15 protein-coding genes are annotated in these 21,183 nt (G+C 75.9%); 9 read left to right on the top strand and 6 right to left on the bottom strand.

Annotated elements, in window-relative coordinates; all coding sequences use genetic code 11:
• Positions 1 to 27 precede the first annotated feature (27 nt).
• Positions 28 to 2,109: a TPM domain-containing protein gene (locus ACH436_RS07160; RefSeq protein WP_430559501.1), complete on the bottom strand. Its 2,082-nt coding sequence runs from the start codon at positions 2,107 to 2,109 to the stop codon at positions 28 to 30.
• 74 nt (positions 2,110 to 2,183) lie between these two features.
• Between ACH436_RS07160 and ACH436_RS07165 the strand changes: the two genes are divergently transcribed.
• Entirely contained in the window at positions 2,184 to 3,113 is a 930-nt protein-coding gene (locus ACH436_RS07165) for a formylglycine-generating enzyme family protein (RefSeq protein ID WP_430559502.1), read from the top strand.
• Positions 3,114 to 3,168: 55 nt separating this feature from the next.
• On the opposite strand, the gene ACH436_RS07170 is transcribed toward ACH436_RS07165, so the two are convergent.
• The 4 genes from ACH436_RS07170 to ACH436_RS07185 all read right to left on the bottom strand — a co-directional run bounded on the left by ACH436_RS07170 (position 3,169) and on the right by ACH436_RS07185 (position 9,553).
• On the bottom strand, positions 3,169 to 4,164 hold the full coding sequence (locus ACH436_RS07170) for a TIGR03557 family F420-dependent LLM class oxidoreductase (protein WP_430559503.1): 996 nt from the start codon (positions 4,162 to 4,164) through the stop codon (positions 3,169 to 3,171).
• A gap of 46 nt (positions 4,165 to 4,210) precedes the next feature.
• The gene (locus tag ACH436_RS07175) at positions 4,211 to 5,896 is read right to left on the bottom strand and encodes a DNA repair helicase XPB (RefSeq protein WP_430559504.1); all 1,686 of its coding nucleotides are present in this window, start codon (positions 5,894 to 5,896) and stop codon (positions 4,211 to 4,213) included.
• Between the two features lie 81 nt (positions 5,897 to 5,977).
• Entirely contained in the window at positions 5,978 to 8,509 is a 2,532-nt protein-coding gene (locus ACH436_RS07180) for a helicase-associated domain-containing protein (protein WP_430559505.1), read from the bottom strand.
• A 120-nt stretch (positions 8,510 to 8,629) separates the two neighbouring features.
• Entirely contained in the window at positions 8,630 to 9,553 is a 924-nt protein-coding gene (locus ACH436_RS07185) for an NAD-dependent epimerase/dehydratase family protein (RefSeq protein ID WP_430559506.1), read from the bottom strand.
• A 122-nt stretch (positions 9,554 to 9,675) separates the two neighbouring features.
• On the opposite strand from ACH436_RS07185, the gene ACH436_RS07190 reads away from it, so the two are divergent.
• From ACH436_RS07190 to ACH436_RS07215, 6 genes are all read left to right on the top strand, one after another.
• Positions 9,676 to 10,389, top strand: coding sequence for a TetR/AcrR family transcriptional regulator (locus ACH436_RS07190; RefSeq protein WP_430559507.1), 714 nt, complete (start codon positions 9,676 to 9,678; stop codon positions 10,387 to 10,389).
• Between the two features lie 256 nt (positions 10,390 to 10,645).
• A complete protein-coding gene (locus tag ACH436_RS07195) occupies positions 10,646 to 11,029 on the top strand; it encodes a cold-shock protein (protein WP_430559508.1) in 384 nt (127 codons plus the stop codon).
• Positions 11,030 to 11,101: 72 nt separating this feature from the next.
• Entirely contained in the window at positions 11,102 to 12,007 is a 906-nt protein-coding gene (locus tag ACH436_RS07200) for a DUF3027 domain-containing protein (RefSeq protein WP_430559509.1), read from the top strand.
• Positions 12,004 to 15,228 (top strand): sacsin N-terminal ATP-binding-like domain-containing protein, encoded by a 3,225-nt coding sequence (locus ACH436_RS07205; protein WP_430559510.1) that lies wholly within the window; start codon positions 12,004 to 12,006, stop codon positions 15,226 to 15,228. The genes ACH436_RS07200 and ACH436_RS07205 overlap by 4 nt, the downstream gene beginning before the upstream one ends.
• Positions 15,229 to 15,282: 54 nt before the next feature.
• Entirely contained in the window at positions 15,283 to 16,362 is a 1,080-nt protein-coding gene (locus tag ACH436_RS07210) for a hypothetical protein (protein WP_430559511.1), read from the top strand.
• Entirely contained in the window at positions 16,340 to 17,170 is an 831-nt protein-coding gene (locus ACH436_RS07215) for a GSU2403 family nucleotidyltransferase fold protein (RefSeq protein ID WP_430559512.1), read from the top strand. The genes ACH436_RS07210 and ACH436_RS07215 overlap by 23 nt, the downstream gene beginning before the upstream one ends.
• Positions 17,171 to 17,232: 62 nt before the next feature.
• Here ACH436_RS07215 and ACH436_RS07220 read toward each other — a convergent pair whose 3' ends face one another.
• A complete protein-coding gene (locus ACH436_RS07220; RefSeq protein ID WP_430559513.1) occupies positions 17,233 to 17,490 on the bottom strand; it encodes a DUF2530 domain-containing protein in 258 nt (85 codons plus the stop codon).
• A gap of 244 nt (positions 17,491 to 17,734) precedes the next feature.
• Here ACH436_RS07220 and ACH436_RS07225 point away from each other — a divergent pair, with 244 nt between their 5' ends.
• Positions 17,735 to 19,243, top strand: coding sequence for a sugar transferase (locus ACH436_RS07225; RefSeq protein WP_430559514.1), 1,509 nt, complete (start codon positions 17,735 to 17,737; stop codon positions 19,241 to 19,243).
• Between the two features lie 97 nt (positions 19,244 to 19,340).
• Positions 19,341 to 20,816 (top strand): NCS2 family permease, encoded by a 1,476-nt coding sequence (locus ACH436_RS07230; protein ID WP_430559515.1) that lies wholly within the window; start codon positions 19,341 to 19,343, stop codon positions 20,814 to 20,816.
• Positions 20,817 to 21,183: the final 367 nt, after the last annotated feature.

Raw genomic sequence — 21,183 nt, forward strand, 5'->3', positions numbered from 1 at the left:
AGCCGGTTCCGGCCCGCGCCGTGCGGGTCAGAAGCGCCCGCCGCGTGACCTCCCGCCACGGCCGCCGCTGCTGCGCCCGCCGCCGAAGCCACCGCCGCCGCGCCCGCCTCCGAAGCCGCCGCCGAAGCTGCCCCCGCGCCCGCCACGCCGACCGCCGCCGTAGCCGCCGCCGAACCCGCCTCCGATGCCGCCGCCGGACCCGCGCAGCACGGAGTCGAGCAGGATCCCGCCCAGCACCATGCCGCCGACGTTCGGGCCGCCCTGCCCGCCCTGGTTCGCGCCCCACGACGACGTGTCCTGCTCGGCGAGCTGCGTCGCCTGCTGGGCGTACCGCTCGGCCTGCTGGGCGCGCTCGAGGGCCGCCGTCGGGTCCTGCGCCTGGAGCGCCTGGGCCTCGGCGACCAGCCGCGCGGCCTCGGCCAGGCGGGTGCGCGCCTCGGGCCCGACGGCGCCGCGGCGCGTCGCGACGTAGTCCTGCGTGGCCCGTACCTGCGAGTCCACGCGCCCGAGCGTGTCGCGCAGCAGGGCGCGGGCGCGCGCGTCCGCCTCCGCCTTCTCGCGGGCCGGGGCGAGGGCGGCGTCCAGCGCGGCCTCGGCCGCGGTGAGGCGGTGCAGCGCGGCGAGGGGGTCGCCCCCGGAGCGGGCGTCGCGGGCCTGGGTCATCGCGGCCTCGGCCTCGGCGAGGGCCGCGGCGACGGCGGCGCGGTCCGCGGTGCCGGCCGCCCCGTCGGAGGGTGCGCCGGCGGGGACGAGGCGGGCGGCGTCGGTCACGTCCTGGCCGATCGACGCGAGGCCCTTGTCCAGGTCGGCGCCCGCGGTGGCGAGCTGGGCGCCCGCCTGGTCCACGGCGTCCAGCAGCGTCGCGGCCTGCCCGAGCGCGTTCTGCGCGGCGCGCAGGTGGGCGACGGCGGCCGCCCGGGTGCGGCCCGTGAGCGCGGTGCGGCCGGAGGCCACGGCCTCGCGGGCGTGCGCCACCAGGGCGGTCGCCTGGTCGGGGTTGCCGCGCACCGACGCCAGGGCCGACGTCGGGTAGGAGGCCGCGAGCCCGTCCAGCGTCTCGCGCGCCACCGGGACGCGGGCCTCGATCTCGCCGGCGCGCTGCTCGGTCTCGTCCAGCAGCTCGGGGGCGCGCTGCTGCAGGGCCCGCAGCTCGTCGAACGCGTCCGTCTGCGCGTCCAGCGACGCGCCGGCGTGCTCGGTGAGCTCGAGGACGCGGGCCAGCAGCTGGCGCCGCCGCGGCTCGTCCTCCGGCACCTCGTCGTCGAGCTCCTGGCGCAGGTGGAACGCCTGCGCGACGTCGGCCTTGGCGGTCTCGAGGGCCGCGGAGAACTCCTGCGTGGCCTCGAGCCCGAACTCGGCCTGCGCGAAGCCGAGCTCCTGCTCCGACGTGCGCAGGGCGTCGTCGATCTCGACGAGCGCGGTGCCGACGCGGCGCTCGAGCTCTGGGGTCGGCACGGCGGACAGGTCCCCGGGCCCCGCGGGGGCGGCGGCGCCCTCCTTCCTGCGGCGCGAGCGGACCCAGAGCCAGCCGCCGACGCCGCCCGCCACGGCGACGCCGCCCACCGCGGCCGCGACGCCCCAGCCCGCGGCGCCGCCGGACGACGTCGTGCCGCCGGTGCGGATCGTGTCCGCGGCGGCGATCGCCGCGCCCGCCCAGTCGTCGTCGCGCAGGTGGTCCTCGGTGACCTCCTCCACCTGGTCGAGCTGCGCGTTCGACAGGCCGTTGTTGGTGTCGACCGACAGCCCGTACGCGCGGTCCTGCGTGGCGACGGCCAGCAGGAGGTCGTTCACCCCGAGCCCCGCGTCCGTCGCGGTGCGGTTCGCCCAGTCGCGCCCGTCGGTGCCGTCGAACGAGTCCACGTAGACGACGAACAGCTGGTACGGCGTCTCGTCCGCCAGCTGGTCGAGCGCGGCCTGCACCTGCGCCTCGTCGCCGTCGAGCACGCCCGACTGGTCGGTGATCTCGCTGTCGAGCTGGGTGAGGGGCGGGACGGCGGAGGCGTCGAGCGCGGTCAGGGCGGTGCCGGCGAGCGCCAGCAGGACGGCCAGCACGCAGGCGCCGACGGCCGCTGCGCCGCGGCGCGGAGCGGCGGGTGCACGGGGAATCACGCCCTGATCGTGTCGCGCCGTGGCAGGCGACGCAATCGCGGCGGGGGCCCCGCGCGGGACCGTACGATCGAGCCGTGACCGACGCCGATCCACGCTCCGCCCCCGGCCACGGCCCCGCCCCGCTGCGCCTGTCCCTGCCCTCGGCACGGCGGTCCGCGCCGCGCAGCGCGGAGGCCGCGCAGCGGGTGGCGGCGGGCCTGGTGCCGCTGCCGGGCGGCACCTTCGACATGGGCAGCGAGGACCCGGACGTCAACCCGGGCGACGGCGAGGGGCCGGTGCGGCCCGTGGCCGTGGGGGCGTTCCGCGTGGCGCCCACGACGGTGACGAACGACGAGTTCGCCCGCTTCGTGGCGGACACGGGCTACCGCACCCAGGCGGAGGAGTTCGGGTGGAGCTTCGTGTTCCACCTGTTCGTGCGCGAGGGCGCCGAGGTGCGGGGGACCGCGGCGGGCACGCCCTGGTGGATCGCCGTCGACGGCGCCGACTGGAGCCACCCCGAGGGGCCGGGGTCGACGGCCGAGGACCGCGGGGACCACCCGGTGGTGCACGTGTCCCGCGAGGACGCGCTCGCGTACTGCGCCTGGTCGGGCACGCGCCTGCCCACCGAGGTGGAGTGGGAGTACGCCGCCCGTGGCGGCCTGCACCGGCAGCGGTACGCGTGGGGCGACGAGCTCACCCCCGGCGGCCGTCACATGTGCAACATCTGGCAGGGCACGTTCCCGCGGGTGAACACGGCCGAGGACGGGTACGTGGGCACCGCGCCCGTGGGGTCGTTCCCGGCCAACGGCTACGGCCTGCACGACGTGGCCGGCAACGTGTGGGAGTGGACCTCCACCGCGTGGGACCCGCGCGCCCGCGACGTGTGGGTGGTGCGGGGCGGCTCGTACCTGTGCCACGACTCGTACTGCAACCGCTACCGCGTGGCCGCGCGCACGCGGAACACCGGGGACTCGTCGTCGGGCAACACCGGGTTCCGCGTGGTCGCCGACGCCGACCGGCCCTGACGGGCCCTGACCGGCACCGACCGGCCCTCCGCCGCCGAGGCGCAGGCGCCGTCGATCAGGCGGCGTCGCCCGGGGCGGCGGCGCGCAGCCGCTCGAGGAGCGGGCCGGCCGCCTCCTCGAGGAACTGCTCCTGGCGCTCGTCTCCGATCTGCACGAGCGCCAGGTCGGTGAATCCCGCCTCCCAGAAGGCCGAGGCGGCCTCCACGACCGCGTCCAGGTCCGGGCCGCACGGGACGGACGCCGCGACGTCCTCGGGGCGCACGAACGTGGTGGCCCGCTCGAACGCCTCGGTGGTGGGGAGGTTCGCGTTCACGGGCCAGCCGAGACCGAACCAGCGGAACTGCTCGTGCGCCCGGGCCACCGCCGCGTCCCGGTCCGGGTCCCAGGAGATCGGCAGCTGGCCGATCTTGCGCGACGGCGGGAGGGCGGCGTCCTCGCGGACGGCGTCCCAGCGCTCGATCAGGCCCGGCTTCGGCTCGGTCGCCACGAGGTGGTCGGCCAGGGGCGCGAGGTGCTCCACCGACTGGCGGCCCGAGACGGCCACGCCGATCTCCACGGGCTCGTCCGGCAGGTCCCACAGCCGTGCCGAGTCGACCTGGAAGTGGTCGCCGCGGTAGCTGACGAGGTCGCCGCTGAACAGCACGGAGATGATCTCCACGGCCTCCGCCAGCAGCTCGTGCCGCTCGTCGACCGCGGGCCAGCCGGCCCCGACGACGTGCTCGTTGAGGTTCTCGCCGGCGCCGAGGCCGAGGGTGAACCGGCCGTCGGAGAGCAGCCCGACCGTCGCCGCCTTCTGCGCCACGACGGCCGGGTGGTAACGCAGCGTCGGGCAGGTCACGTACGTCATGAGCCCCACGCGCTCGGTCGCGTGCGCCACCGCACCCAGCACGCTCCACGCGTACGGGGAGTGGCCCTGCGCGTCCAGCCACGGGAAGTAGTGGTCGCTCATCACCTCGAAGTCGAAGCCGGCCCGCTCGCCGCGCACGGCGTACTCGACGAGGCTCTTCGGTCCGGCCTGCTCGGTCATCAGGGTGTAGCCGAATCGGGTCATGCGGCCACGGTGCACACGGGCCCCGGATGCCCGCACGCCGCGGAGGTCAGGCGGGGGCGGGCGAGTCCAGGTCCTCCGCGTCGACGATGCGGTAGGCGTACCCCTGCTCGGCGAGGAACCGCTGCCGGTGGGCGGCGAAGTCCTGGTCCACGGTGTCGCGGGCGACGACGGCGTAGAAGTGCGCCGTCCGGCCGTCCGCCTTGGGCCGCATGACGCGCCCCAGCCGCTGCGCCTCCTCCTGGCGCGAGCCGAACGACCCGGACACCTGGATCGCGACCGACGCCTCCGGCAGGTCGATGGAGAAGTTCGCGACCTTCGACACCACGAGGCGGCTGATCTCGCCGGAGCGGAACTCCTCGAACAGGCGCTGGCGCTCGCGGACCGTCGTCGCGCCCGTGATGAGCGGGGCGTCGAGGTGGGCGCTGAGCTCCTCGAGCTGGTCCAGGTACTGGCCGATGACGAGCACCTGGTCGTCCGGGTGCTGCGCCACGATCCGCTCGACGACGCGGTTCTTGCCCGGGGCGCACGCGGCGAGGCGGTACTTGTCCTCCGGCTCGGCCGTCGCGTACAGCATCCGCTCGTGCTCGGGCAGCGTGAGGCGCACCTCGACGCAGTCCGCGGGCGCGATGTACCCCTGCGCCTCGATGTCCTTCCACGGGGCGTCGTACCGCTTGGGGCCGATGAGGCTGAACACCTCGTCCTCGCGGCCGTCCTCGCGCACCAGCGTGGCGGTGAGGCCGAGGCGGCGGCGGGCCTGCAGGTCCGCCGTCATGCGGAAGATCGGCGCGGGCAGCAGGTGCACCTCGTCGTAGAGGATGAGGCCCCAGTCGCGGGCGTCGAGCAGCTCGAGGTGGCTGTACACGCCCTTTCGCTTGGTGGTGAGCACCTGGTAGGTGGCGATCGTGACGGGCTTGATCTCCTTGCGGGAGCCCGAGTACTCGCCGATCTCGTCCTCGGTGAGGGTGGTGCGGCGCACCAGCTCGTCGCGCCACTGCCGGGCGCTGACGGTGTTGGTCACGAGGATGAGCGTCGTCGTGCCGGACTTCGCCATCGCGCCCGCGCCGACGATCGTCTTGCCGGCGCCGCACGGCAGCACGACGACGCCGGAGCCGCCGTGCCAGAAGCCGTCCACGGCCTGCGCCTGGTACGGGCGCATCTCCCACGCCTTGGGCTCCTCGTGCGCGGTGCGCGGGTGCGTGGTGGGGGAGAGCTCGATCTCGTGCTTCTCGCCGTCGACGTACCCGGCGAGGTCCTCGGCCGGCCAGCCCAGCTTGACCAGCACCTGCTTGAGGTGGCCGCGCTCGGAGGGGTGCACGACGACGGTCTGCTCGTCGACGCGGTCGCCCACCAGGCCGGCGGTGCGCTTGGACTTGAGCACCTCCGCGAGCACGGCCCGGTCCGTCGACTCGAGCACGAGGCCGTGCGTGGGGTGGGTGGCGAGGGTGAGGCGGCCGTAGCGGCCCATGGTCTCGGCGACGTCGATGAGCAGCGCGTGCGGCACCGGGTAGCGCGAGTACTCGATGAGCGTGTTCACGACCTGCTCCGCGTCGTGCCCCGCGGCGCGCGCGTTCCACAGCCCCAGGCTGGTGAGGCGGTACGTGTGCACGTGCTCCGGCGCGCGCTCCAGCTCCGCGAACGGGGCGATGGCGCGGCGCGCGTCGTCGGCGCGCGGGTGGTCCACCTCCAGCAGGATGGACTTGTCGCTCTGCACGATGAGCGGGCCGTCGGTCATGCGGCTCCTTCCGAGGGGTGGCGATCCAGCGTCTCAACGCCTGGCGTCCGCGTGCTTGTTCCGGGCGGGTGTCCGCCCAGGTCAGCCGTCCACCGGCTCCACGCCGGCGATGCGGTGGACGGCGACGGTGAGCTCCGCCTCGCGCGCCGGGTCCAGTGCGCGCAGCCGGCCGCCGTCGAGCCGCAGCGGCTTGAGCGCGCGCCGCTCCAGCGTGCCCGACGCGCCCACCATCTCGATCCACACGACGCGGCCGTCGCGCAGGGCGTCGTGCAGGGTCGCCAGCGCGTCGCCGGGCTCGGTGGGGCGGGGGCCGCCGGTGCTCGGCGCCCGTCCGCCGCCGGTGGGCGACGGCGCGCCCGTGCCGCCGTTGCGGCCGCTGGCCTGACCGTGATGGGGGCCGCCGCTCGGCGGCGCCGCGGCGCGGAGCCCGGCGGCCAGCCGGTCCACGGCCGTCTCGTCGCCGGCGTCCGCGGCGCGCAGCCGGGCGACGAGGTTCCGGCGCGCGTCGTCGGACGTGGACTCCGGCTCCGCGGACGGGCCACGGCGCGCGTCCCTCGCGGTGCGGTCCGGCCGCGGCGGGCGCCGCAGGCGGGTGCTGAGCACGCGGCCGTCGGGACCCTCGACGGCGGACAGCAGGCCGCGGGCGCGCAGCGCGTCGTGCAGCTCGGCGGCGGGCACCGCCGCGGCCAGCACCGTCGGGGCGAGGCGCACCAGCCCCAGGTGGGCGAGCCGCGGGTCCGCGACCAGACCGGCCAGCACCGTCGGGTCGGCCGCGCGCACGTACGACCCGGCCGACCCCACCCGCAACGACTCGTGCCGCCGCGCCGTGTCCCTGACGAGGTACTCCAGCGGCTGGGGGACCGGCACCCGCGAGCGGCCAGCGAGCGCGTCGAGCAGCTCGTCCGCCGTCGTGCCGTGGTCCAGCGCGCGCGTCACCGACGACGGCGAGAAGCGCACCGTGGTCGCGGCGCCCCGCGACTCGACGTCCGCGGACCGCTCCAGCAGGAGCGCGAGCGCCTGCGACGGCCGGCCCGGGACGATGCCGGTGAGGTCGCCCTGCAGCAGCACCTCGTCCACCTCCGGCGGCAGCGCCGCGCGCAACGCCCCCTCGAGGCCGTCCGGCCGCGCCGGGGCGGGCGCGGACTCCGACACGTGGGCGAGCAGCGCGGCGCCCGGACCCGACAGCGCGCCCGCGCCCGTCGCCCCGAGCAGGGCAGCCTCGGCCAGCAGGCCCGCGACCGCCTGCTCCGGCGGCACCGTGCGCGGCGCGTGCCAGCGCAGCACCGTCATGACGGCGTCGACGTCGAGCGCGGTGCCCGGCTGCGCGGCCAGCACCTGGAGCACCTGACGGCGCAGCCGCGGCACCCAGCCGCGATGCAGGTCGCCGGACAGCGGCGCCCGCAGGTTGCCCTTCTCGTCGCGGGAGCCCACGAGCCACGGCGTGCGCCGCGAGCCCGCCCACGCCGCGGCGAGCAGCGCCCAGCGCTCCGCGTCGTCCATGCCCTCCCAGCGGTCGGCGACGGTCGTGGGCCGGTAGGACGGCGGCGCCTCGCCGTCGTCGGCCACCACGCCCGCGGCCGCGGCCAGCTCGACGACGAACGCCGTCTCCGCCTCGTCCGCGCCGAGCGCCTGGGCCGTGCGGCGCAGCTCGCGCACGCCGAGGCCGCCGCTGCGCAGCACCGCCGGGGCCGTGTCGTCCCATGCGGCGACCAGCAGGTCCACCCGGCGGACGAGCTCGAGCGCGGCGCTCGCGGCCTCCGCGTCGGCGACCGCCTGCGGCACCGCGCGGCCGTCCGGGCGGGGCGGCGCGAGCTCGGGGGAGCGGTGCGTACGACCGCCGCGCAGCGCCAGACCGACGTCCCGGGGCAGGGTCACGTGCCGGGAGTCGGTGCGCAGCAGCAGCCGCGCGTCGACCAGGGCGTCCACCGCGGCGCGCGCCGGGGTGCCGGGCGCCGGGACCAGCCCGATCGGCGGGCCCCACGTCAGCGCCTCGAGCACCTCGCGGCCGCCGCGGGGGAGGTCGGGCAGGGGGAGGCCGGGGGCGTCCCCGGCCTCCGTGGCCCGGCCGTCCCCGGACGGCGGCAGGCCCCCGCCGGGGCGGGCGGGGCCGAGGCCCGCCGGGTGCGGGCCGAGGACGTCGTCCAGCCCCGGCGCGGGGCGCAGGTCCGGGCGACCCGGCTCGCCCGCGTCCCACAGCAGCGCCGCGGCCAGCGCGTCGTCGAGCGCGCGCTCGACCACCGACCCGGCGTCGATCGCGTCCTCGTCCGGCCCCGCCGGCGCGACGCTGTCGGCGCCCACCGCGTGGCGCACGTCGTCGGGCGACACCGGTGCGTTCCCGGCGAGCGCGACGACGGCCTCGAGTGCCTGGAGCGTGCGGGCGTCCGCGTGCGCCAGGGCGCGCTCGAGGGCGGTGCGGCTGGACGCGCGGGCGGCCAGCGAGCGCAGGGTGGACGGGGACGGCGTGGCCAGGTCGGGCCGGGCGCGCAGGAGCGCGAGCAGGCCGGCGTCGTCGCGCGTGCGGATCGCCTCGGTGAAGGTGCGGGGCGCGCCCGTGGCGCCGGCGCCGTCCGCGACGTCGGCCTCCGCCGTGCCCCGGGGCGACGTGCTGGCCATCTGCTCGATGCTACGCGCCGCCCCCTCGTCGCCGAACAGGCGGTTGACACCGTTATCGGACCGGTCCGGCCGCGATAACGGTGTCAACCGCCTGTTCGGCGACGGCGCGGGTGGCGGTCGTCAGCCGCGGGCGGTGCGGCGGCAGACCTCCTCCCACGGGGTGGGCTCGATGCCCCAGCGGGCCCGCGCGGCCGAGTCGTCGAGGACGTAGGGCCGCTCCCACTGGTAGATGAGCTGGCGCAGCTCGCGCATGAACGGGGAGACGGCGGCGACGGCGGCCAGCGCGGGTCCGCGCAGCGAGCGCACGCGGACGGGCGGGTGCCCGGCGGCGGCGAGCACGTCGCTCAGCGCGCGGGCCTGGGTGCGCGGGGCGTTGCTCGGCACGTGCCAGGTGCGGCCGTGCGAGCCCGGGTCCTCGGCCGCGGCGACCAGCGTACGCGCGACGTCGGCCACGTCGGTGAACGTGTGCGGCAGGTCGGTGCGGCCCATCATCGTGACGCGCCTGCCTGCCAGCGCGGCGGGCACCACGCGCGACACGTGGCCGTTGCCGCCGACGCCGGGGCCCATGTAGTCGGACGCGCGGACCTCGACGGCCCCGCGCAGCCGCCCGTCCTCGAACGCCTGGCGGGCGTCGGACCACAGCCGGGCGCGCAGGACGCCCTTGTGGTCGGTGGCGGCGTCGGGCAGGTCCTCGGTCATCGGGCCGTCGACGGGGCCGTACGGGTAGAGGTTGCCGGTGATCGCGTAGACGGCGCCGGATCGCTCGGCCGCGGCGAGGAAGGCGGCGGCGAGCGGTGGCCAGGTGCGCTCCCACTGCGTGTAGTCGCCCGGGTTGGCGCAGTTGTACAGGACGTCGGCGCCGTCGGCCGCGCGGGTCAGGGCGTCGGCGTCGGACGCGTCGAGGGCGGCGTGCGCGACGCCGGCGATCCCGGTGTCGAGGCCGCTGCGCGTGACGACGGTGACGTCGGAGCCGCGCTCGGCGAGCAGTGCGGCGACGTGCCGGCCGACGGGGCCCGCGCCGACGACGAGGTGGCGATCAGTCATGACTGGTGCTCCAATCCGAGAGCGGTGCTCTCTGTCAGGAGGAGCATGGCATCGCCGGTGACGTTTGACAAGAGCAGTGCTCTTATTTGTGGACAGCGCTCTCGCATGCCAGGCTGAGGCGCATGGCCGACGCCCCCCGCACCGCCCGTGCGCTCGCCCGCGAGACGCTCACCCGCGAGATCCGTGCCGCCGCCCGGGCCCGGCTCGCGACCGACGGCCCGGCTGCCCTGTCGCTGCGCGCCGTCGCCCGCGACGTCGGGATGGTCTCCTCCGCCGTCTACCGCTACTTCCCGAGCCGGGACGCGCTGCTCACCGCGCTGATCGTCGAGTGCTACGACGAGCTCGGTGGCGCCGTCGAGGACGCGGAGGCCGCCGTCGCCGACCGCGACGACGTCACCGCCCGCTGGCTCGCCGCGTGCCGCGCGCTGCGGTCGTGGGCCGTGGCGCACCCCGCGGAGCTCGGCCTGCTCTACGGCACGCCCGTGCCCGGGTACGCCGCGCCGCGCGACACCGTCGACCCCGCCACGCGCGTCGTCCGCGTGCTGGTGACGGTCGTGGCGCATGCCGCCGCGGCCGGTGCCGTCCCCCGCCCCGCGCCGGACGGCGCCCCCGACGCCACCGCCGTCGTCGAGCCGGCGCGGCAGTTCGTCGCCGCGCGCGGCATCGTCGACGGCGCGCCCACGGAGCTGGTCGCCCGCACGCTCATGGCCTGGACCACGTTGTTCGGCACGGCCTCGTTCGAGATCTTCGGGCACCTCGTGGGCTCCGTCGCCGACCCGGAGCAGTGGTACGACGCCGTCGCCCTCCGCCTCGCCGCCGACCTCGGCCTCCGCTGACGGTCGCCGCCCGGGCCCGGCGCCGAACAGGCGGTTGACACCGTAATGAGCGACGAAATCGGTCCATAACGGTGTCAACCGCCTGTTCGGCGCGAACGGGGGGTGTCGGCCGGGCCGGACCGATGCGGCACGGTCCGGCACCGGCCGGTAGCCTGAGCCCCTGGCCGTGTGCCGGGCGCGCGCCCGAGCACCGGCCGGACCCGGCTCCGCGCACCGGCGCGGGGCCGTAGTCGACGACGAGCACGAAGAGGTTCAGGTGCCCACCGGCAAGGTCAAGTGGTACGACGCGGAGCGCGGGTTCGGCTTCATCGCCAGCGAGGACGGTGGGGAGATCTTCCTGCACGCCTCCGCGCTGCCCTCGGACGTCGAGAGCGTCAAGCCCGGCTCCCGGGTCGAGTTCGGGGTGGCCGACGGCCGCCGCGGCCCGTCCGCGCTGTCCGTGAAGCTGCTGGACCCTGCGCCGTCGGTGGCCAAGGCCAAGCGCAAGGCGCCGTCCGAGATGGCCGGCATCGTCGAGGACCTCATCAAGGTGCTCGACCGCGTGGGCGACCAGCTGAAGCGGGGCAAGTACCCGGACGCCGCGTCGGGCAAGCGTGTCGCCACGCTGCTGCGCGCCGTCGCCGACGACCTCGACTCCTGACGCTCGGCCGCCGACCACGCCCGACGCGAGGGCCCGAGACGAGGACATGACGAGCACGAAGAGGACGACGACATGGTGACCGCTGCCGCTGCCGCTGACGCCCCCGCACGCACGACGCGGGTCAGCTCCCGCGCGCGCAAGGACGCCGTGCTGCTCGGCGCGGTCGACCTGGCGCGCGAGGCCGCGCAGGAGGGCGCGTCGTCGCCGGCGGACGTCGGTGAGCACCTGGGGGCGGTCGCCGAGGGCGAGCGCCTCATGTCCCACCGGTTCGCCGCGACGATGCCCGGCTACCGCGGCTGGCACTGGACCGTGACGCTCGCGCGCGTGCCGCGCGGGAAGGTCGCCACGGTGTGCGAGGTGGAGCTGCTGCCGGGCGACGACGCCCTGCTCGCCCCGGCCTGGCTCCCGTGGGCCGAGCGGCTGCGCCCCGGCGACATCGGCCCCGGCGACACCCTGCCCTTCAAGGCCGACGACCCCCGCCTCGAGCCGGGCTGGAAGGCCACCGGCGACAAGGAGCTCGACTCCGTCGCGATCGACGAGCTCGCCCTCGCGCGCGAGCGTGTGCTGTCTCCGCAGGGCCGCGACGAGGCGGCCGAGCGCTGGTACCGCGGGTCGCGCGGCCCGACGGCGCCCGGCGCGGTCGCGTCGCCGGCGGAGTGCACGTCGTGCGGCTTCCTCGTGCCGCTGCAGGGGCCGCTGGGCCAGCTCTTCGGCGTCTGCGCCAACGCGTGGTCGCCGGACGACGGCAAGGTCGTCTCGCTGGACCACGGCTGCGGCGCGCACTCGGAGACCGACGCCCCGCACGCGCCGAGCGACTGGCCCGCCGACGCGCCGCTCATCGACGAGCTCCGGGTCGAGGCCGTGGCCGTCGAGCCGCGCGCCTCGGCGGCGGAGCCCGCGCCGGCGCCCTCGACGGACGCGGGCACGACCGACGCCGCGGAGGCGGACGCCGCTCCCGAGCGCCCCGACGCCGAGTGACGGGCGACGTCTTCGGGACCGCCGCCCTGCGGCACGCGGTCACGGAGGCGTGGCTCGGGTCGGGCACGCGCTTCCGGGAGGACGCGAACGCGGAGGAGGACCACGCGCGCGGCTACTACCGCGCTCGCGTCGTGGTGGAGCTCGCGCAGAACGCCGCCGACGCGGCCGCCCGCGCCGGCGAGCCGGGCCGGCTGCTGCTGCGTCTCACCGCCCTGGAGGACGACCCGCGCGGGGTCGCCGTCCTGGTCGCCGCCAACACCGGTGCGCCGCTGACGGCCGACGGCGTCGCCTCGCTCGCGTCCCTGCGCGCCTCGGCGAAGTCGGCCCCGCGGGTCGAGGACTCCCGGCCGCCCGAGCCCGGCGACACGCCGCCGGCCGGGGAGGTCGGCCGCTTCGGCGTCGGGTTCGCGGCGGTGCGGGCGGTCGCCGACGAGGCCACGGTGCGCTCGACGACGGGCGGGGTGCGGTTCTCCCTCGACGCGACGCGCGACCTGCTCGACGACGTCGCGCCCGAGGGCTCGCCGCTGCGGGACGCCGTCGCCGGGCGGGGCGACGACCTGCCCGTGCTGCGCCTGCCGTTCCCGGCGCCCGCCCTGGGCGAGGCGCCCGACGAGGACGACGAGTGGGGCGAGTTCGCCACCGTCGTCGAGCTGGTGCTGCGCGACGACGACGCGGTGGAGTCCGTCCGCGCCCAGCTCGACGCCGTCGACGACGCGCTGCTCCTGGCGCTGCCCGCCCTCGCCTCGGTCACCGTCGCCCACAACGATGGGCCGGCCGCGACGTCGCGGGTGCTGGCCGACGTCGACGACCGGTGGGTGGTGCTGCGCCGCTCCGGCGAGGTGGGCGAGGACGAGACCGCCGACCTGCCGCTCGAGCAGCGGCGTCCGCGCTGGTCCGTCGCGTGGGCGGTGCGCCGGGACGACGGCGGCACCGATGGCACCGATCGCCTTGAGTCGGACGACGGCGCCGTGCTGCACGCGCCCACCCCGACGGACGTGCCGCTCACGTTCCCGGCGCTGCTGGTCGCGTCGTTCCCCGTGGACCCGGGCCGCCGCCGTGTGCTGCCGGGGCCGCTGACCGACCGCCTCACGGCCGAGGCCGGTCGCGCGTACGCCGACCTGTTGGCCGGGCTGGCGCCCGAGCGGGGCGCGGACGTGCTCCACCTGGTGCCCGGCGGCATGCCCGCCGGCGACCTCGACGCCGCCGTCCGTGACGCCGCCCTCGACGCGCTGCGGTCGACCCCGCTCCTGCCCGCCCCACCCGACGCCACGACGTCCGGCGGGGACGACGAGCCGGTCGCCGCCCTGGTCGCCCCGGCCGACGCGACGGTGCTCGTCGGGGCCGCGGGCGACGACCCGCGGATCGTCGGGGTGCTCGCCGGCGTCGTGCCGGGCCTCGTGGCGCTCACCACGGGGCAGCAGGGTGTGGCGCGACGCCTGGGCGCGACGCCCACCACGCTCGCCGACGTCGTCGCCGACCTGCCCGGCGGGCTGCCCGCCCCGCGCTGGTACGCGCTGTGCGACGCGCTCGAGCCGTACGCCGCCGACCCCGGGGTCCTGGAGGCGCTGGCCGGCGCGCGCGTGCCGCTCGCGGACGGGCGCACCGCGTCCGGGGTGCGCGGCACGGTCGTGCTGCCGGAGGACGACGACGACCCCGCCCTGGCGGCCGTCGCCCGGACGCTCGGCGTGCGCGTGGTGCACCCGGACGCGGCGCACCGGCTGCTGGTGCGCGCGGGGGCGTCGTCGACGAGCCCGCGCGCGCTGCTCGACGACGCGGGCGTGCGCGCGCTCGCGCTGGCGGCGTCGGAGGCGCTGCTCGACGGCGCGGACGAGGTGCCGGAGACGGGCGCGGTCGCCGCACCCACCCTCGTGGGGCCGGTGGACGAGGGCCCGCGCGAGGTGGTGCAGAACGTGCTCGCGCTGGCGCGGCTGGCGCACGCGGGCGGCGGGCACGACTTCCCGTTCTGGCTCGGCGAGCTGCCGGTGCCCACGGAGGACGGCTGGCGCCCCGCGCGCGAGGCGGTGCTGCCCGGGTCGTGGGCCGCCGAGACGATGCCGGGGCTCGCGCCGGTCACGCGGGCCGCGGTCGCGTACTACCCGGCGCCGCTGCTCGTCGCGCTGGGCGTGCGCTCCGACGTCGACACGTACCGGGTGGCCGACGTGCTCACGCCCGATCCTGCGGACCCGGAGCCCGAGCACGGGCCCGACGACCCGGCCGGCTGGCTCTCCGGCTGGGCGGACTACCTCGCGTTCCTCTCGGACCGCGTCGGGCCGGGGGTCGACGTCGGGGACGTGGAGGCGGTCGCGGACCTCGACGCCGTGGACGCGGACGGGGCGGCCCGTGGCCCGGAGGACGACGCGCGCGACGACGACCCGTGGGCCGGCGTGCTCGCCGCGATCGCCGCGGACCCGGACGCGCGCCGCGCGCTCGTCACCCCCGTGGCGGGGGCGCCGTCGTACACGGCGTGGTGGCTGCGCGACCGGCTGGGCGCCCCGTTCGCGGCGCACGACGGCGTTCCGCTGCTGCCGCCCGCGCCGCCCGCCGTCGCGGCGCTCGACCCCGAGGTGCGCCGCGCCCTGGGCGTGGTCGACGGCCTCGACCGCCTCGATCCGCTGGACTGGCCGGCCGCGCTCGAGCGGCTGCCCGACGTCGGCACGTCCGTGCCGCTGCCCGTCGCGCTGGGTGTGTGGCGCGGGCTCGCCGGGCTCGCGGTGCGGCTCGCGCCCTCCGCCCGGGCGGCCGCGCTCGACCCCCTGCCTGACCGGCTGCCCGCGCTCGACGCGAGCGACGTGGTGGTGCGCCGGGCCGACGACGTCGAGGTGGCAGGGACGGCGCGCTGGGCCGTGCTGGGCGCGGTGCTGCCCGTGCCCGCGGCCGAGGTCACGGCGGTGGCCGACCTGCTCGACCTGCCGGTCGTGGGGGAGGACGGGCTGCCCGCGCCGGACGGCCCCGGGCGGGAGCGGGAGCTCGACGAACGCGTCGCGGCCCTCGACCCGCGGCTGCCGGCGGTGTGGTTCGAGCACGGCCGGCTGTCCGTGGCGGGCAGCCCCGTGCCGTGGTGGGTGGACGCCGACGGTCGCGCGCACGCCACCGACCGGGCCGGGCTCGCCGCGGCACTGGCCGACGTCCTCGGCCGGCCCGACCGCTGCGCGCTGCTGGCCACCGTGCTCGCCGCCCCCGAGCGCGCCGCGGAGCTCTGGGTCACGACGGCCTGGGGCTGATGTTCGGCAAATACCCCTGTTCCGTTGACAGCGGAACGGCGATATTGTCTGAACATGGTTGCGGGACCTGCTGCTCCTCCGACGCAGCGCGAGATCGCCGACTTCGTCGCGTCCGCGTTGCGGGAGCGCCTGCCGGAGGGGTGGGTCCTGAGCGTTGGCCGGCCTTCTTCAGGGGACGGGCCAGACCTCGTCCTCAGTCTCCGGGCTCCGGACGGGACGGCGGCGTCCCTCAACTCTGAGGTCAAGGCCTCGGTCGCGACGAGAGACGTCGCCGCCCTCGGACGTCGTCTGGCGCCGGAAGGCGGCCGGGCTCCCGACGGCGGCGGCCTGGTGGCCTCGCGCTACCTGTCGGAATCGGTGCGTCGGCGGCTCGCCGAGCTGGGGCTCTCCTACGTCGATGCCACGGGGAACATCCGCGTCACGATGTCGCGACCGGGCCTCTTCCTGGCGGACAAGGGGGCGGACCGCGATCCGTGGCGCGGGCCGGGGCGCCCGCGCGAGTCCCTCCGAGGAGCGCCGGCCGCGAAGGTGGTGAGGGCTCTGATCGACCTGCCTGGTCCGTGGCGGATCAGGGAACTCGTCGGTGCGTCCCAGGCGGCGACCGGCTCGGCGTACCGGGTTCTCGAGTACCTCGAGTCGGAGAGCCTCGTCGAGCGAGACGAGGGCTGGATCCGGGTGCCACGTTGGCCCGAGCTCCTTCGCGCCTGGAGCAAGGACTACGGGTTCGCGCGCGAGAACGCCGTCACGCGATGGATAGCTCCCCGGGGCATCGAGCGCCTCCTCGACGAGGTCCGGCGCGGTCCTGTCGCCACCTATGCCGTGACCGGGTCGCTGGCCGCGGGTGCGTGGGCGCCCTACGCACCAGCGCGGTCGGCATGGCTCTATGTGCGCGACCCACGCGAAGCTGCCGAGGCGTTGGGGCTGCGTGAGACCGATTCGGGGGCCAACGTCCTCCTCGCGTCGCCCGCCTACGACGTCGTCTTCGAACGCACACGGCGGGAGCTGGACGGCCTTCGCCTCGCGGCTCCCGCCCAGGTCGCCGTCGATCTCATGACCGGTCCGGGCCGAGCGCCGGCCGAAGCGGAGGAACTGGTGACGTGGATGGAGAGCAATGAACAACGCTGGCGACGCTGACCTCCTCGTTCGCGCGCGCTCCGCGCTGCTGGACGCCCTGGAGGCGCTCGAGCCGCACCTCGACGCGGTCGTCGTGGTCGGTGCGCAGGCGGTCTACATGCATACGGGCCGGCTCGACGTGGCGCTCGCCGAGGCGACGAAGGACAGCGACGTCGCGGTCGACCCGCGAGTCCTCCCGGACGATCCTCGGATCGAGAACGCGATGACCGCCGCGGGCTTCTTCCCTGATGCTTCGGGGCAGCCCGGTGCGTGGGTGAACCGCACCGGGATCCCGGTCGACATCATGGTGCCCGAGGACCTGGCAGGGGCGGGAGGACGCCGTGGCGCGCGGATCCCCCCTCACGGCAACAGATCGGCACGTCGTGCGCGGGGGCTCGAAGCGGCGGTCGTCGATCGCTCGCGCATGCCGGTCACGGCTCTGGACCCGGAGGACGATCGGCGGATCGAGGCGCACGTCGCGGGGCCGACGGCGCTGCTCGTGGCCAAGCTGCACAAGATCGGTGAGCGGGTAGCGGTGCCGCAACGCCTCAACGACAAGGACGCCCACGACGTCTATCGGATCCTGCGTGCCGTGGAGACGGAGGACTTGCGTGCTGGAGCCGCCCGCCTCCTGGGCGATCCGCTGAGCCGCGAGGTCACTCGCGAGGCGATGGCGTACCTTCGCACGCTCTTCGCCGAGTCCTCCGAGGCACTCGGTTCGACCATGGCCGGACGAGCCGAGGAGGGAATCGGGGATCCCGCCTTCGTCGCTGCTTCGGCGTCGTTCCTTGCTGCCGATCTGGTCGCTGCGCTGGGCTCGTCGAACTGACCACGGCGACACGATCCCGGGCGGACGGCGCCATCGTGTGTCGAGCCGACAAGCCCCGGGAGTCAGTCCTCGCCGCGGTACTCGCCGCGGTGCTTGCGCTCCCACAGCAGCCCGGCGCCGCCGAGGAGGATGCCCGCCACGCAGGTGACGACCGCCTCCTCGGTCGCGCCGCCCATGACGTACACGACGACCGTCGCGACGAGGGCCACCGCCCACAGCCCGATGCCGCCGAGCACCACGCGCCGCAGGTCCACCCGCAGCGGCGGGGGACCGGGACGGCGCTCCTCGGGATGGGTCAGCAGGCGGACGAGGGAGGGCACCCGCCCATCCTAGGGCCCGGACAGGATCGGTGGCCCGCGGCGGCAGTCGTCCCGGGCACCCCGGGCATGACGCCGGGACCCGGCTGAAGTGCGGGTGAAACCGCTGGTCAGAGGGTGAAATCGCGGCCGGGTGAAAGGCGGGGTGAAAGGCCCCCGAAGGGCTCTCCGAACGCCTCCGGACGCTCCTACCTTGGTGACGCCACCGCGCACGCGTGCGGTGCCCGACCGGGGAGAGGAGGCCGCCGTGATCACCGTCTCGGAGATCGGCCAGCCCATGCGGTCGCGCACCGCCGCCCTCCGGGCGGCCCGGCTCAAGGAGGTGCGCGACTCCTTCCGGGCCGGCTCCTGGCAGACGGAGTACCGGCGGCGCCTGGTCCGCACCGACGTCGTCGTGGTCGTGGTCGCGGCGGTGGTCGCCGCTCTCGTGCGCGGCGTCGTCGTGGCGCAGCACGCCACCCCGTCGGTGCTGGGCGACCAGGTGCTGTGCGTCGTCGTGCTCGTCGTGGCGTGGCTGGGCAGCCTGTGGGTGGGCCGCGCGTACGACGTGCGGGTGTTCGCCTCCGGCCCGGCCGAGTACCAGCGGGTGTTCGACGCGTCGTGGCGGCTCGTGGCGCCGCTCGCGCTGCTGGCGCTGCTGCTCTCGCGGCCCGGCATCTCGACGTTCCTGCTCGTCGCGGTGCCCACCGGGGTCGTCGCGCTGCTGCTCGGGCGGTGGGTCTGCCGCAACTGGCTGCACCGGCGTCGCCGCGAGGGGGCGTGCGTCACCCTCGTCCTCGCGGTGGGGCTGCGCGACCAGGTGGAGCGGCTCGTGCACGAGCTCAACGACCGCGCCTCCGGCTACCGCGTCGTCGGGGTGTGCGTGCCGACGTCCGACGACGTGCGGCCCGGCGAGGAGATCCTCGGCGTCCCCGTGCTCGGGGACCTGCGCACCGCGGGCACGATGGCGGCGCAGGTGGGGGCGGACTGCGTCGCGGTCAGCGGGTCCGACGCGATCACCGCGGACGTGGTGCGCCGGCTGGGGTGGGAGCTCGAGCCCGCCGGCGTGGACCTCATGCTCACCGCGGAGCTCGCCGACGTCGCGGGCCCGCGCATCACCATCACCCCCGAGCAGTCGGTGTCCCTGCTGCACGTCGACGCCCCGCGCTTCACCGGGCCGCGCTACGTGCTCAAGTCCGTCGTCGACTGGACGGGCGCCGCCCTCATCACGCTGCTCCTGCTGCCCGTCATGGCGGTGGTCGCCGTCGCCGTCCGGGTGACGAGCCGCGGGCCCGTGCTGTTCCGCCAGGACCGCGTCGGCCGCGACGGCCACACCTTCGAGATGCTGAAGTTCCGCAGCATGCGCCAGGGCGCGGACCGGGAGCACACGGTGCTGGCCGGGCCCAGCGACGGCTCCGGCGCGCTGTTCAAGCTGCACGACGACCCCCGGGTGACCCCGGTCGGGCGGGTGCTGCGCCGCCTGTCCCTCGACGAGCTGCCGCAGCTGTTCAACGTGCTCGCCGGGCAGATGTCGCTCGTCGGGCCCCGGCCGCCGCTGCCCGCCGAGGTGTCGAAGTACGAGGCTCGCGTGCGGCGCCGGCTGCGCGTCAAGCCGGGGCTCACCGGGCTGTGGCAGGTGGGCGGGCGGTCCGACCTGTCGTGGGAGGAGGGCGTGCGGCTCGACGTCTTCTACGCGGAGAACTGGACCGTCTTCGGCGACCTGCTCATCCTCGCCCGCACCGCGAAGGCCGTGGTCACGGGGCGGGGCGCGTACTGACGCACCGTCCCGGCGGCCGGCGTCGCGGGTGTGAAATCCGCGTCACCATGCGGTTTCCGTGCGGGAGTCCTTCACAGGATCTGGCACGATTCTGCCCATGGCGAACCAGACCACCACCGCGCCGCCGCCGCAGGGCGAGCTGAGCGCGATCGACCGCTTCTTCAAGATCACCGAGCGAGGCTCCACCATCGGCGCGGAGATCCGCGGCGGTCTGGTGACCTTCTTCGCGATGAGCTACATCATCGTGCTCAACCCGCTGATCATCGGCACGGTGCAGGACGGCACCGGCCAGGTGCTCGGCGGCGGCGCGGAGGCGACGCCGGACACGCTCGCCATGATCGCGTCGGCCACCGCGCTCGTCGCCGGTGTGCTCACCATCGCGATGGGCGTGTTCGCCAACTATCCGATGGCGCTGGCAGCAGGGCTCGGGCTCAACGCCGTCGTCGCGTTCTCCATCGCGGGCCTGCCGGGGATGACCTGGGCGGACGCGATGGGCATCGTGGTGATCGAGGGCATCATCATCCTCATCCTGGTGTTCACCGGGTTCCGGCAGGCGGTCTTCAACGCGGTCCCCGTCGAGCTCAAGACGGCGATCAGCGTCGGCATCGGCCTGTTCATCGCGCTCGTCGGGCTCGTCAACGCCGGGTTCGTGGTCCCCGGGGCCGGGACGCCCCTGGAGCTGGGCAACCTCGGCACCTGGCCGATCCTCGTGTTCGTCGTCGGCCTCGTGCTGACCATCGTGCTGTTCGTCCGCAAGGTCAAGGGCGCGATGCTCGTCGCGATCATCACCGCGACGGCCCTCGCCGTGGTGCTCGAGAACACGCTGAACATCGGCACCAAGGCGGGCGGGAACGAGAACGGCTTCAACCTCAACGCCCCCGAGTTCACGGGCGTCGTCGACGTGCCTGACCTCGGCCTGCTCGGCCAGTTCTCGCTGCTGGGCTCGTTCGACAACCTGGCGGTCGTGACCGTCGTGCTCCTCGTCTTCTCGCTGCTCATCGCCGACTTCTTCGACACGATGGGCACGATGGTCGCCGTCGGGTCGGAGGGCAAGCTCCTCGACGCGCAGGGCAACCCGCCCCGCACCCGCGCCATCCTCGCCGTCGACTCCGTGGCCGCGGTGGCCGGCGGTGTGGGCAGCGTGTCGTCGAACACCTCGTTCGTCGAGTCGACGACGGGCGTCGGCGCGGGCGCGCGCACCGGGTTCGCGTCGGTCGTCACCGGCGTCGCGTTCGTCCTCGCGACCTTCCTTGCGCCGATCGTCGCGCTCGTGCCGTACGAGGCGGCGGCGCCGGCGCTGGTGTTCGTGGGCTACCTGATGATGGCGCAGGTCGCGGGCATCTCGTGGAAGAACGTGGAGATCGCGATCCCCGCCTTCCTGACCATCGTGATCATGCCGTTCACGTACTCCATCGCCGACGGCATCGGTGCGGGCTTCATCGCGTTCGTGATCATCAAGCTCGCGCTGGGCAAGGTGCGCCAGATCCACGCGCTGATGTGGGTCGCCGCCGCGATGTTCCTCCTGTACTTCACGCTCGAGCCCATCCAGACCGCGCTCGGCCTCGGCGCCTGACGGCTGCGCTCACCGCACGGCCCCGGACCGGTCCTCGCGACCGGTGCGGGGCCGTCGTCGTGAGCGGGTGAAATTCGCCCAACCCGGCCGCCAGGATGAACGGAGGCTGTCGCCTGGGTGAACGTACCCGGTAGCATCGCGGCGGCCGGTCTCGCATCCGGTCGGGCCTGGCCTCTCCTGAGAGGGTCACGGGCCCTCGCCGACCGAGGACCGACAGTTCCCATGCCAGCCGCTGTGACTTCCGCGCTCACCAGGGCGCGCAAGGCGGTATGGCACCTGCGGCAGGGCGGATTGTCGCAGTTTCGCGCGTACATACGGCGTTCGCGGTCGACAAGTCGGCAGCCTGCGCTGCGTGCACGCGTTGCCG

The sequence above is a fragment of the Isoptericola sp. NPDC019693 genome, from assembly GCF_044389085.1.
GTDB lineage: Bacteria > Actinomycetota > Actinomycetes > Actinomycetales > Cellulomonadaceae > Isoptericola.